Raw genomic sequence first — 12,843 nt, 5'->3', positions numbered from 1 at the left:
CTCCATCCTCAGGGTTCGGTCCTGAATTCTGACAGCGAATTACTCCTATTAGTCTTATTGCGTCACGTAATGGGAGGTGCATCGATGTACGACCCGGACCAGCTGCGCACGTTCCTCGCGGTGGCCCAGTCGCTCAGCTTCACCCAGGCCGCCGACCGGCTCGGCATCCGGCAGCCGACGGTGAGTCAACATGTCCGCAAACTCGAGGTGGCCGTCGGGCGGCCGTTGTTCGTGCGGGACACCCGGACGGTGACGCTGACCGCGGACGGGGAGGCGATGGCCGGGTTCGCCCGGACCATCCTGGCCGCGCACGAGGAGGCGGCCGGGTACTTCACCGGTTCCGAGCTGCGTGGCCGGCTGCGCTTCGGCGTGACCGACGACCTGGCGCTGACCCCGCTGCCGCGGATCCTGCGCGACTTCCGCCAGCTCTACCCGCGGATCGACCTCGAGCTGACCGTTGCCCAGAGCCCGAATCTGCTCCGCCGGGTCGAGTCCGGCCACCTGGACCTCGCCTACGTGAAGCACGGCGCCGGCGGCGGCTACGAGCCGAACGGACGGCTGGTACGGCGGGACCCGCTGGTCTGGGCCGGGATCTCCGGGACCCGGATCGCCCCCGACGGCCCGGTTCCGCTGGTCGCCTATCAGGCGCCGTCGCTCAGCCGGTCGCTCGGCGTTCAGACGCTCGAGCAGGCGGGCCGGTCCTGCCGGATCACCTGCATCGTCCGCGGTGTGAACGGCGTACTCGCGGCAGTCCGGGCCGGACTGGGGATCGCGATCTTCGCCCGGTCGCTGATGCCCGCCGACCTGGTCGAGCCGCCGCCGAGCGCCGGACTGCCGGAGCTTCCGTCGATCGACCTGGTGCTGATCACCAACCCGCGGGCCGCGAAGGAGCCGGCCGAGGCGCTCACCGCCGCGATCCTGGGCAGCAACGCACCGCTCAAGCCGGACACGGCCTAGACGAGTGCGTCGCCGCGGAGCACCAAGCTGATGATGCTCACCGCGGCGATCGCGATCGTGACCAGGAACGGCGCGTCCCGCCACGCCACGATCACGACGAGCAAACCGGCGACCACGACGAGCGCGATCCATCCGATCACTCCGACCGCACCGGGCGGCGCGATCACCAGCAAAGCGGTCGCCGCCGCGAGCGGCAGCGGCGCGATCAGCCGGGCATAGGGGCCGAGCCGCTGCGGCCAGCCCCGCACACCGGTCGCCAGGTCGTCGTCCAGATCGGGTACGACGTTTGCCAGATGGGCACCGATCCCGAGTAAGGCACCGGCCGCGGTCGCCCACCAAGGGGCCCAGACATCGGCCGTGCCGAGCGTGACGAACGAGGGAAGTGCACCGAACGCGACCGCGTACGGAAGCCAGGAGATCGCGGTCGATTTGAGCCCGAGGTTGTACGCCCAGGCGCAGGCGACGAAGAGCAGATGCATCAGGCCGGCCGCGATCCCGTTCGCGAGCGAGAGCGGGATGGTGAGGACCAGCGCGACGCCGGCACCGACGGCGAGGGTACGGCGACTCACCAGTCCACGCACCACTGGTTTGTCCTGACGGTTCACAATGGTGTCTCGGGCGGCATCAATCGCGTCATTGCTCCAGCCGATCGAGAGGTGGCCGGTGAGGATCGTTGCTGCGACGAGGAGACACCCGGCGGGGCTTCGCCCGGTCGACCAGGCGAGAGCCGTGACCAGCACGGTGACGGCGACCGTCGGGCCCGGGTGGCATGCGAGGGCGAGACCACGGACTGTCCGCAGGATGCTCACCGACGTAACGATGCCACGATGACGCGGATCGCCGCGGTCCGGCCCGCGTTGCCGCCTTACCGCTATCCGCAGTCCGAGCTGACCGCCGCCTTCGCGGACATCTGCCTGCCGGACGGCAAAGGGACCGCGCTGCTCCGCCGGCTGCACGCGAATGCCGGGGTCTCGTTTCGGCACCTCGCGTTGCCGCTCGAGGAGTACGCCGTACTCAAGGACTTCGGGGACGCGAACGACGCGTGGATCGCGACAGCCGTGGATCTCGGGGCCGAGGCGGTCGCGGGAGCGGTCGCCGACGCCGGGCTGACGCTCGACGATGTGGATGTCCTGATGTTCACCACGGTGACCGGGGTGGCCGCGCCGTCGATCGACGCACGGGTGGCGGTGCGGCTGGGGTTGCGGGAGGACGTCAAGCGGCTGCCGCTGTTCGGGCTGGGCTGTGTGGGTGGAGCTGCGGGCATTGCCCGGTTGCACGACTACTTGCTCGCTTGGCCGACGCATGTCGCCGTACTGCTGTCGGTGGAGTTGTGTTCGCTGACCCTGCAGCGCGACGACTCGTCGTTGCCGAACCTGGTGGGTGGGGCGTTGTTCGGGGACGGCGCGGCGGCGGTCGTGCTCACCGGCTCGGAGCACCCGCTGGCGTCGGGGCCGTCGGTGGTGGCGACGCGGAGCCGGTTGTATCCGGACTCCGAGCGGGTGATGGGCTGGGACGTCGGGTCGGGTGGGTTCCGGATCGTGCTCGGGGCGGACGTGCCCGAGGTGGTGCGGACCTATCTCGGTGGTGATGTGCGGAGCTTTCTCGGCTCTCACGGGTTGACCGTGACGGAGATCGGGACCTGGGTGAGTCATCCGGGCGGCCCGAAGGTGCTGGAGGCCGTGGCGGAGACGCTGGAGCTGCGGCCGGGAGCGCTGGACCTGACCTGGAAATCGCTCGATGCGGTCGGCAACCTGTCGTCCTCGTCGGTCCTGCACGTCCTCGGTGACACGCTCGGGCTGGATCCTTCAGGCATGGGCCTGCTCCTCGCCATGGGCCCGGGTTTCTCGTCCGAGCTCGTCCTCCTGGAGTGGTGATGTCGTCCTACGCCTGGTATGTAGTGCTGGTCCTGCTCGTCGGCGGTGAGCGCGTGGCCGAGTTGGTGGTGTCGCTGCGTAACGCCAAGTGGAGCTTCGCGCACGGTGGTGTGGAGTCGGGGCGCGGGCACTACCCGTTCATGGTCGTGTTGCACACCGGTCTCCTGGCCGGCTGTCTGGTGGAGGCGGCGCACCGGCCGTTCATCCCGGCACTCGGATGGACGATGCTCGCCGTCGTCCTCTTGTCGCAGGGTCTGCGCTGGTGGTGCATCACGGTCCTGGGGCACCAGTGGAACACCCGGGTGATCGTTGTCCCCGGCCTCCACTTGGTTGCGCGCGGCCCGTACCGCTGGATCCGCCACCCCAACTACGTGGCGGTCGTCGCCGAGGGCATCGCGCTCCCACTTGTCCACACCGCGTGGATCACCGCCGTGGTCTTCACCGTGCTCAACATCCCGCTCCTCGCCATCCGCATCCGCTGCGAAGACGCGGCCCTGACCGCCGCCCTGGTCAAGTGATCGCTCCCGGCCCACCCACATGACGCACCCCGGCTCGGCTCGACCCGACGTGGATCTCCTGGTTGCGGGCGCCGGCCCCGCCGGCGCGGCCACGGCGATCCGCGCGGCCCTGGCCGGTTTGTCGGTCGTGGTCGTCGAGCCCCGCTCGGCTCCCATCGACAAGGCCTGCGGTGAGGGGATCGCTCACAGCGCCGCCGACTACCTCACGCGTCTCGGTGTGGAGCTCACCGGACGCCCGTTTCACGGCATCCGCTACCTCGACGCTGTGCACAAGGTCGACGCTCGGTTTCGGGCAGGTCCGGGCCTGGGCGTTCGCCGTACGACCCTGCATCAGGCTCTGACTGATCGGCTGGCCGAGCTCGGCGTGCCGGTAGTTCGGACCCGAGTAGGGCCGATCATCCAGAACACCACGTCGGTGACCGCCGCCGGTCATACAGCCCGCTACCTCGCGGCCGCGGACGGCCTACACTCGCCCATCCGCCGCCAACTGGGCCTCGCCCGCCATCCGGCCGCCGACGGCCCGCACACACCCATCCATCGCCAGCCGGCCGTCGCTGACGGCCTGCACGCATCCATCCGCCGCCAGTTGGGCCTCGGCCGGCCGGACCGCTCCACGCGCCTCTCCTCGTCCACGTCCGATGTCCGCCGCGGGCTGCGGCAGCACTTCTTCGTCTCACCGTGGACAGACCTCGTAGAGGTCTACTGGTCGCAGCTGGGGGAGGCGTACGTGACCCCGGTCGCCGAGGACCTCGTCGGGGTTGCGATCCTCACCTCGGCGCGCGGGAGCTTCGAGTCGCACCTCGACGCGTTCCCGGCGCTCAAGCGTCGCCTGCACGACGCTCGCCCCGCCGGTGCCGTCATGGGTGCCGGCCCGCTGCGCCAACGAGTCCGCGGACGCGTGGCGGGCCGGGTCCTGCTGGTCGGGGACGCCGCCGGGTACGTCGACGCGCTGACCGGCGAGGGGATCGCGGTCGCCCTCCGGACGTCAGCGGAGCTGGTCGAGTGCATCCGGAACGATCGCCCCGAGGATTACGAGGCCGCCTGGCGGCGCGTCTCCTGGGAGTGCCGGTTCCTCACCGGTTCGTTGCTCTGGGCCCGCAACCGGCCGTTGCTCGCTCCCCGTATCGTCCCCGCGGCCGCGCTGCTGCCCGGCGTCTACTCGACGATCGTGAACCGGTTGTCCTGAGCAATTAATCGGGGCCCGGCGATCGCTCAGACAATCGCCGGGCCCACGAGAGGGCCGAGCTTCCTGGTGAAAGCTCGGACCGGCCGTTCCAGCCTCCTGGTGAAAGGCTGGACCGGTGCCCCAGCTTCCTGGTGAAAAGCTGGGACAGTCCTTGGGGGTGGTGCTCGGTGTTTCTGAGGAAGACTTAATCAGCCCGATGTTGCTCAACCGTTGCCGGAATGTGAAGCCTTGTTACACAGGGCTGTGGCGAAGATCTCAGCGCTGTTGGGAACTCGTGAGAAGCGCTCCGGGCCTCAGTGTTCGGTGCGCACCGCCGCGATCTGCAGCTGCAACGCCAGGCGTTCTCGCGGGTCCGCCAGATCGAGTTCGGCGATCTCGCCGATCCGCTTCATCCGGTGGCGCAAGGTGTTCGTGTGCAGGTGCAGCTCTCGCGCGGCGCGCTGCGGCTGACCCGGATAGTTGAGCCACGCCTGCAACGTTTCCACGAACCCCGTGTCGTGCTCGATGTCGTAGCGCAGCAGCGTCGCGAGCGGACCGTCCAGCTTCGTCGTGTCGAGCGACGTGACCGCTCTGTGAACAGTCAGCACGTGCCACGCCTCTTCCACCCGCAACACCGGTCCGGGCGCGACACCCCGTCGTACCAGGCCCAGCAGTTCGATCGCCTCGGCTCGTGAGCTCGGAAGGTCGGCCGGTCCGCGGGCCGGACCACCTGCGGCGGCGATCGTGCCCGGTATGGTCTTGGCCTGTTCCGCGACGAGCTTGCGCAACCAGTTCCACGACCCAGGGCCGTCGGTGTCGGTGACGACGGCCAGAACGGTCCCGTCGAGGTCCGCGAGCTGTGGCTCGCTCCACCCGTACCGACGACCGGTCGACTCCCACAGATCGAGTTGCTGCGGTACGTCGTACCCCTCTGGCGATCCGAGTGCGACCACACGCCACGGCTGCGGAGGAAGCCGTACGTCGACCGGATTGTCCGGGGAGAACTGCCGAAGGATCGTCCGTAGCCGGTCGATGGCACTCCGCCGCGCGACGTCCGCCTGTGCGCGCAGTCGGAGCAGGTGCAGCGCGAGTACCGATGCGGCGTTGCTGAGCTCCGCAGTGACCTCATCACTCACCGGACCGTCCACCACAGCCCAGATGGACCCCAGCCACTCACCACCAGCCCGCACGGGTACGACGAGACGCGGGCGGATGCCGTTCGGCCCGTCAGGCACCAGGAACGGCTCGCTCGACCGGGCGAGCCGGCGGAAGATGCCACGGGCCCGGAAATGCGCGATCACCTCGGCCGGGACGCGGCGGCCGACGATGGTGGAGACGCGGGTCGGGTCGGTGAAGTCCTGACCGGAGGAGTACGCCAGGACGCGCGACTGGTTGTCCTCGATGGTGACCGGCGCGTCGACGATCGCTGCGGCGGCATCTGCCAGTGCGAAGAGCTCCTGGTGTACGCCGGCGTCACCGGCGGCGGGGGAGTCCGGTGCGGCGGCTCTGTCGATGACACCGCGCAGCAACCAGACCACGTGTGCCCAGGTGACGCTGGGCTGCAGTGCAACGAGGGTGAGCAGCTCTCGCTCGGCAGCTGCGACCACGGTCGGCTCGTGGGCGAGCGCCGTACGCAGAACCACGCCTGAGGCGCCGCCGGCGGCACAGCGCTCCACCAGCTCGACGGCGTCCTCGGCGTCGCGCAGGCCGAGTCCCAGGACCAGATCGCCGGGCTGACCGGTCGCGGGCTCCTGAGGATCGGCCAGGAAGACGTCGCGAACCTCTCCGTCGCCCTTCCCCCTCACCACCACCTCGAACAGGGCTGGGCCGACGGCGACGACCAGGTCGGGCGCGGTGATCATGAGGTTATTGTGCGCTGAGCACAGTCAAATGTCGCGTCAGTGGTGTGATCGCACCATGACAGGTGCGCCTTATGGCTGCACCATCGATACATGGTCGCTGCTGGTTCCACTCACATCGTTCCCGATCGCGTCGCCGTCGTCGGCGCGGGCATGGTCGGACTCGCCACCGCCTGGTTCCTCCAGGAGGCCGGCGTCGAGGTCACCGTGCTCGATCGCGAAGGCGTCGCCGCGGGCGCGTCCTGGGGCAACGCCGGCTGGCTCACGCCGGGCCTGGCCACCCCGCTGCCGGAACCGGCCGTCCTCAAGTACGGCGTCCGCGCGGTGCTCAGCCCGTCCTCGCCGGTGTACGTGCCACCGACCGCGAGCCCGCGGCTGATCAAATTCCTCACCCGCTTCGCTCGCAACAGCACCGCCGGACGCTGGAAGACCGCGATGGAGTCGCTGGTCCCGATCAACCGGCAGGCCCTGAGCGCGTTCGACCTGCTGGCCAAGGCCGGCGTCGAGGCGGAGACGTACGAGGCCAAGTCGTTCCTGGCCGCGTACCGGACCGAGGCCGAGCGGAGCGTGCTGCTCGAGGAGATCGAGCAGATCCACGCCGCCGGCCAGGGCATCGAGTTCGAGGCGATCACCGGTGACGACGCCCGTGAGATCGAGCCGTCGCTGTCCGACGAGATCGGGGCGGCGATCCGGTTGCACGGGCAGCGGTTCATCAACCCGGGCGAGTACGTCCAGCTGCTGGCCGACTCGGTGATCGCCCGCGGTGGGCAGATCATCAGCGGGGTCGACGTGGTCGACATCGTGGACGAGATCCGCGGCGTCCGGCTGGTCACCGGCGACGGCGAGACCGACCCGTTCGACGCCGTCGTGATGGCGACCGGCGCGTGGCTGAACGATCTGGCTCGGGACTTCGGCGTACGCACGGTTGTCCAGGCCGGTCGTGGTTACAGCTTCAGCGTGCCGATCGCGCACGTGCCGGCCGGTCCGGTGTACTTCCCGGCGCAGCGGATCGCCTGCACGCCGCTGGGCGACCGGCTCCGCGTCGCCGGGATGATGGAGTTCCGCAAGCCCGAGGCCAAGCTCGACCCGCGCCGGATCGACGCGATCGTCGAGGCCGCCCGGCCGCTGCTGCGCGACGCCGACCTGGACGCCCGGACCTTCGAATGGGTCGGGCCGCGGCCGTGTACCCCGGACGGCCTGCCGCTGATCGGTGCGACCGCGTCACCGCGTGTCTTCGCCGCCGGCGGACACGGTATGTGGGGCATCACACTCGGTCCGGTGACCGGTCAGCTGCTGGCCGAGACCATCACCACCGGTCGGACCCCGGAGGAGCTCCGGCCCTTCAACCCCCTGCGGTAAGGGTGTGACTGCCGAGGTCGCGCGCCACAGCCACGCGATCCTCCCGGCGGGACCCCTCCCTCGGCTGACCGACGCCTCGGGCGCCAGGTGACCCTTCCGGACGGTCCAACCACCCCGTTCGCCAGCCTTACCGCCGGTCACCTCGGCGCCCGGTCAGCCCCGAGCGGGCCCTGGCTCAGATCCCCTGTCCAGGGCCCGCTCGCCGTTTCTGTCGGCGGCCCGTGGGATGGTGTCCTCCCCGACGACGAGGGAGGACCTTCATGGCGCTGCGGTGGTACACGGTCGTGATCGACTGCAACGACGTCCGGAAGCAGGCCGCCTGGTGGGCGGAGGCGTTCGGCTGGCAGACGATCATCGAGACAGACGACGAGTGTGTGAACGTCCCCGGTTGGGTGAGCCCGGACTCCATTCGGGACATCCCGTGGGAGCGGATCGGGCCGGGGATGGTGTTCGTCCCGGTGCCGGAGGGCAAGACGGTGAAGAACCGCCTGCACCTCGACTTCGCGCCGCACACCAGTCAGGACCGTGACGCCGAGATCGCCCGCCTCGAAGCCCTCGGCGCCCGCCGCGTCGACGTCGGCCAGCCGGACGAGCCGAGCTGGACGGTCCTCGCCGACCCCGAAGGCAACGAGTTCTGCGTCCTCAGCTCCCGCGACTTCTGAGACCGACCGCGGCGCAACGGCCCGCACAGCACGCCTGCGGGGCAGCGGCTCACGCGGGCGAGCCTCCGCGGGCAGCGACTCACGTGGGCGCGCCAGCGCGGGCAGCGGCGTACCCGGCGCGCCTGCGCGGGCTGTGGCTTACGCGGCGCGCCTGGGCGGGCAGCGACAACGCGGCGCGCCTGCGCAGAACGGCGTACAGGAGTTGCCGCCGAGACCGATCCCGGTGACGCCGCCGGGTGCAGGAACCTGCTGTCTGGGCCAGATGGTTGCCGAACGCCCGCCCACGGAGCACCATCGGCAACACGCCGACGAGGTGAGAGGCAACCCGTGATGCCCGACCCGAACGAACGTCCCGCAGGGCCGGAGCGCGGCTCGACGACCGGACCGAGCGGCTCCTGGCCGCTCACCCAGGAGCCGATGCCGCCCGGCATCGACCCTCCGACGACCGAGCTGCACCAGGGCGGCGGGCCACAACGGCCGGCCCCGAGCTCCCCGCGGCCGACTGCGGACCCCTCGCGGCGGCCCGCGAATCCCTCGCAGTCCCGGCGCGTGCGACAACCCTGGGCGGAATCGGCAGGCAAGCGCCTCGACATCATCGCCCGCATCGCCTGCCTGTCAGCCGGTCTCGCCTTGCTGGTCGCAGCGATCGTCGCCCTCTTCGTCGACTCCGACGACTCGGCGCTGATCCCGGTGCTCGCCGCCGGAGTCCTGCTCGTGCTGACGCCTGCGGTCGTGGATCGCCTCCGCTCGCGGAAGGCCGGGTACTTCGAGATCCACCTCATCGGCCAGATCGCCGCGAACGCGCGCAAGAGCGCCGACGCGCTACGACGACTCGGGATGGACCGCGAGCTCGACGCCTACGCCACGATCTACAACGAACTCCGTGGGCCCGAGCTGGTGGTCGTGCGCGACGAAGTGCTCGACCGGATCGTTCAGCGCGTCGCGAACGCGTCCGTGATCGAGAAGTTCGACAAGGACGAGGTCAAGGAGCTCTTCCTGCACGGCTCGCCGATCGTCCGGGTGCTCGCGCTGGGCCTGATGGAAGGCGACCTCTCGCTGGTCGACAGCTCGGTTCTGCTCGACGCGATCGATCGATCGCTCACCGGCAACGAGCAGTATCACGCGCTGAAACTCGTCCGGAACGGCTGGGGACGACTCTCACCCGACGAGCGTGGCCGGCTGTTGTCGGTCATCGACGCCGATCCGCAGATCCAGCGGGGGCCGAGCAGAAGTGCCCTGGCACAACAAATCCGGGAGCTCGCTCAGAGCTCCCGGATTCGTTGAACTGTTTGAATCAGTGCGCGTGCGGCTCGGCGCCGTGCTCCGCCTCGTGCGCGGCGATCTGCGCCCGGACGTCCTCCATGTCGACCGCGCGCAGCTGGCCGATCAGGTCCTCCAGGTTCGCCGCCGGCAGCGCGCCCGGCTGGGAGTACAGGACCACGCCGTCACGGACCGCCATCAGGGTCGGAATGGACCGGATGTCGAACGCCTGTGCCAGCTCGACCTGAGCCTCGGTATCAACTTTGCCGAATGTGATGTCCGTGTGCTGCTCGGACGACTTCTCGAAAACGGGTCCGAACATCTTGCACGGGCCACACCACTCTGCCCAGAAATCCACCAGGATCAGGCCGTCGCTACCGACCACCTCGTTGAAATTCTCCTGGGTCAGCTCGACCGTTGCCACTACAACCTCCGAAAGTAGACGAGTACAGCGCTTTCAACACCGGACCGTCCCCGAGTGTTCCCGGGAGTACAGCGGTCACACCGCACCACGTCGTACGCCTTACGAAAATGACCGGAATGCGGAGCAGCGCCTGTGACCTGGGCCACGTCCGTCAGATCGGAATGTCCACGAAGGGTGATGCGTAGTCGTGCACCTCCTCGAGGATCGCGGCGGCGGCCTCCGGGGTGAGGTCGGCCCGCTCGCGCTCGGCGACAACCATCTGCTGGAGCAGCCGGGTCTCGCCGGCCGTCGCCAGGCCGGTGATCTCCGGGTGACCGTTCAGCAGCCAGGCGGTCGCGGCGGTGATGTAGCGCTGCTCGTCGAACGGCCGGTACCAGGTGTCGTACGCCTTCTCCTCGCCCTCGTGCCAGTTGCGCCGGGCAATCATCTTGATCGTCATCAGCGCGGCATCGGAAGCCCTGACCGCTTCCACCAGGGCCGCGTAGTCGGCGGCATACTGCGGATCGGTCGAGAGGCGATAGTTCAGCGGCGTCAGGACGCTGTCGAAGTCGAACCGGCGCAGGCCTTCGGTGTGCACCGACGGCGCCTGTGCAGTGTGCCCGGTGATGCCGATCGCCCGGACCAAACCTTCTTCTTTGGCGCGGATCGCGGCCTCCAGCGAACCGCCCTTGCCGGTGACGAGATCCAGGTTCTCCAGGTCGCAGACGGCGTGCATCTGGATCAGGTCGACGTGGTCGGTCTGCAACCGCTCCAGCGAGCGGTTGATCTCGCTCCAGGCCTCCTCGGAGGTCCGGCGGCCGGTCTTGGTGGCGAGGAAGATGCGATCGCGGATCTCCGGCATCCGCGGGCCGAGCCGGAGCTCGGCGTCGCCGTAGTCCGCGGCCACGTCGAAGTGGTTGATGCCGGCATCCAGGGCCTCCTGGATCGAGGCGTCGGCCCGATCCTGGTCGACACCGCCCAGTGACGCGGCACCGTAAATGAGCACCGAGCTCTCGTGCCCGAGTCTGCCCAGTCGGCGAGTTTCCATCCTGGTCCTCCAGGGGTAGCAGGGTTACTTCGACCTTATGCCCCGGCAGGGCGCTGGCAAGCGGTTGTCCACAGAGGATTTTGACCCCTCGCCGCGGGAGAGTTTTCCACAGACAGGCGTGGGGTACCGGTTACTATATGTGATCATTTGATGCGTTCTTTACCATATTGTTCGCACGGATCTTCGAACCTTGTCGGCGGCGTGTGGCAGGGTGTGCGCTGCCCGATCGATCGGACGGGCATGAGAGAGGAGCTATGAGGACGGTACCGAAGGTGGCACTCTTGCCCGATGTGGGTGACACTGCCCGCGAGTGGGGTAACAACATGGCTGCGGGGAGCGATGGAGCATCCGGATCCTGGTCTCAGGTCTCCCAGTGGACAGTTGCTTGCCGTATCGTCCCGGCTACTGTCCGCGTAACTGCTGTTTGAGGGGCAGGTAGCGATGAGTTGGTGGCGAGCGTTGCTGAACCTGCCGCCAAAAGGTGAGCACTGGTCGGAGCAGCGGCGTACGAAGAAGCCGGGCAAAAAGCGCCCGCACAGCACCGCACCGGAGTGGTGGGCCCACCCCGACGGCCCGGTGCCGCCTGCCCCTCGCCAAGCACAGGGCGTAGCGGCGCAGTACTCGGCACCTCAGACCCCGCCACCGGCCGGTGGCGTGATGGCTCCGCCCCGCCGTCCAGCCGCCCGTCAGCCGGAGCCGTCCGGCGCGCGTTCGCCGGAGCAGTCCGGGGGACACCGTCCACCCGAACGTTTGAAACAGCGGTCGCCGCATGGTTCCCACCCCGCCCCCGTTCCGGCCCGGGATGTGCTCGAGCCCGGTCAGGCGCCGTGGTCGACCGAGCCCGAGTCGTCGTTCTCGACGTGGGCGAGGCGTTTTTTCCGCGGCCTGGTGGTCGTTGTTCTGCTGCTGGCCGCGATCAGTGGCGTTCGCTCTTGGATCAGCCCGAATCGGACACCGGAAACGGTGGTCAGCGGGCAGAGCACTTTCCCGTCCGACGAGGCCCGGGCCGTCGCGACCCGGTACGCGGTTGCGTACCTCACCTGGGACGAGGGCAACGCGGACGCCCGTCCCAACCAGATCGGTCTCGACCTGGCCGCCGGCCTGGACAGCCGCGCGGGGTGGAACGGTCGCGGCAAGCAGACCGCCGACATCGCGTACCCGGGTGAGGTCAAGCCCGACTCCAACGGAGTCACCGCGACAGTCGACGTACGCGTCAAGGTTCATTCGTTTGTCAAGCAGGGCCAGAACTGGGCGGCCGGTCCGGTCACCTGGGACCGACTGTCCGTCCCGGTCGCCCGGACCGATTCACGGGTGGTGGCCAGCGGGCCGCCGACGTTCGTACCAGACGTGCGGGCAGCGTTGCCCGACAACATGCCGGAGGCCGGCGCACCGGACGACGATCTGACCGCGGCGACGCGGAAGGATGCGGAGGCCTTCTTCAGTGCGTACGCCGAGTCCGACAACAAGGTGTCGGCGGTGACCTCACCCGGTTCGACCATCCGCAGCCTGAACGGTGCGGTGAAGTTCGGCGAACTCAAGGACTGGCAGGTTTACACCGGCAACGACGACGAGCGGCAGGCGACCGCCGCCGTCACCTGGGACGGGGCGGGTGACACCACCCTCGACCAGACCTACACGCTCACGCTGAGGCGTACTGTCGCCACGGACGGAGCACAACGATGGCAAGTGGCCGCCGTCGGATGACACCAGCGACCAGCCGTCGGATGACCGAGGCAAC

The 12,843-nt window shown here is 69.1% G+C and carries 12 protein-coding genes; 8 read left to right on the top strand and 4 right to left on the bottom strand.

Annotated elements, in window-relative coordinates; translation table 11 throughout:
• The first annotated feature begins 84 nt into the window (after positions 1 to 84).
• Positions 85 to 957 (top strand): LysR substrate-binding domain-containing protein, encoded by an 873-nt coding sequence (locus OG876_RS41145; RefSeq protein ID WP_328522159.1) that lies wholly within the window; start codon positions 85 to 87, stop codon positions 955 to 957.
• On the opposite strand, the gene OG876_RS41140 is transcribed toward OG876_RS41145, so the two are convergent.
• Positions 954 to 1,766 (bottom strand): UbiA family prenyltransferase, encoded by an 813-nt coding sequence (locus tag OG876_RS41140; RefSeq protein WP_328522158.1) that lies wholly within the window; start codon positions 1,764 to 1,766, stop codon positions 954 to 956. The genes OG876_RS41145 and OG876_RS41140 overlap by 4 nt on opposite strands.
• 18 nt (positions 1,767 to 1,784) lie before the next feature.
• On the opposite strand from OG876_RS41140, the gene OG876_RS41135 reads away from it, so the two are divergent.
• From OG876_RS41135 to OG876_RS41125, 3 genes are read left to right on the top strand one after another with little or no spacing between them, the layout of a single operon-like run.
• Positions 1,785 to 2,831 (top strand): type III polyketide synthase, encoded by a 1,047-nt coding sequence (locus OG876_RS41135; RefSeq protein WP_328522157.1) that lies wholly within the window; start codon positions 1,785 to 1,787, stop codon positions 2,829 to 2,831.
• Positions 2,831 to 3,349: an isoprenylcysteine carboxyl methyltransferase family protein gene (locus tag OG876_RS41130; RefSeq protein WP_328522156.1), complete on the top strand. Its 519-nt coding sequence runs from the start codon at positions 2,831 to 2,833 to the stop codon at positions 3,347 to 3,349. Before OG876_RS41135 ends, OG876_RS41130 begins: the two co-directional genes overlap by 1 nt.
• Before the next feature lie 49 nt (positions 3,350 to 3,398).
• The gene (locus OG876_RS41125) at positions 3,399 to 4,535 is read left to right on the top strand and encodes an NAD(P)/FAD-dependent oxidoreductase (RefSeq protein WP_328522155.1); all 1,137 of its coding nucleotides are present in this window, start codon (positions 3,399 to 3,401) and stop codon (positions 4,533 to 4,535) included.
• Between the two features lie 293 nt (positions 4,536 to 4,828).
• Here OG876_RS41125 and OG876_RS41120 read toward each other — a convergent pair whose 3' ends face one another.
• On the bottom strand, positions 4,829 to 6,376 hold the full coding sequence (locus OG876_RS41120) for a helix-turn-helix domain-containing protein (protein WP_328522154.1): 1,548 nt from the start codon (positions 6,374 to 6,376) through the stop codon (positions 4,829 to 4,831).
• A gap of 90 nt (positions 6,377 to 6,466) precedes the next feature.
• Here OG876_RS41120 and OG876_RS41115 point away from each other — a divergent pair, with 90 nt between their 5' ends.
• The 3 genes from OG876_RS41115 to OG876_RS41105 all read left to right on the top strand — a co-directional run bounded on the left by OG876_RS41115 (position 6,467) and on the right by OG876_RS41105 (position 9,678).
• Entirely contained in the window at positions 6,467 to 7,732 is a 1,266-nt protein-coding gene (locus tag OG876_RS41115) for an NAD(P)/FAD-dependent oxidoreductase (protein ID WP_328522153.1), read from the top strand.
• Between the two features lie 260 nt (positions 7,733 to 7,992).
• The gene (locus OG876_RS41110) at positions 7,993 to 8,394 is read left to right on the top strand and encodes a VOC family protein (RefSeq protein WP_328522152.1); all 402 of its coding nucleotides are present in this window, start codon (positions 7,993 to 7,995) and stop codon (positions 8,392 to 8,394) included.
• 549 nt (positions 8,395 to 8,943) lie between these two features.
• Positions 8,944 to 9,678: a hypothetical protein gene (locus tag OG876_RS41105; RefSeq protein WP_328522151.1), complete on the top strand. Its 735-nt coding sequence runs from the start codon at positions 8,944 to 8,946 to the stop codon at positions 9,676 to 9,678.
• 10 nt (positions 9,679 to 9,688) lie between these two features.
• Here the strand turns inward: OG876_RS41105 and trxA are convergent, their stop codons facing one another.
• Together trxA and OG876_RS41095 are read right to left on the bottom strand one after the other, a co-directional pair.
• Positions 9,689 to 10,078: a thioredoxin gene (trxA, locus tag OG876_RS41100; protein ID WP_328522150.1), complete on the bottom strand. Its 390-nt coding sequence runs from the start codon at positions 10,076 to 10,078 to the stop codon at positions 9,689 to 9,691.
• Between the two features lie 151 nt (positions 10,079 to 10,229).
• On the bottom strand, positions 10,230 to 11,063 hold the full coding sequence (locus OG876_RS41095; RefSeq protein WP_328522149.1) for an aldo/keto reductase: 834 nt from the start codon (positions 11,061 to 11,063) through the stop codon (positions 10,230 to 10,232).
• A gap of 483 nt (positions 11,064 to 11,546) precedes the next feature.
• Here OG876_RS41095 and OG876_RS41090 point away from each other — a divergent pair, with 483 nt between their 5' ends.
• The gene (locus tag OG876_RS41090; RefSeq protein ID WP_328522148.1) at positions 11,547 to 12,809 is read left to right on the top strand and encodes a conjugal transfer protein; all 1,263 of its coding nucleotides are present in this window, start codon (positions 11,547 to 11,549) and stop codon (positions 12,807 to 12,809) included.
• Positions 12,810 to 12,843 lie beyond the last annotated feature (34 nt).

Source organism: Kribbella sp. NBC_00359 (assembly GCF_036097425.1).
Lineage (GTDB): Bacteria > Actinomycetota > Actinomycetes > Propionibacteriales > Kribbellaceae > Kribbella.
This window is presented reverse-complemented; position numbering and strand designations above follow the sequence as displayed.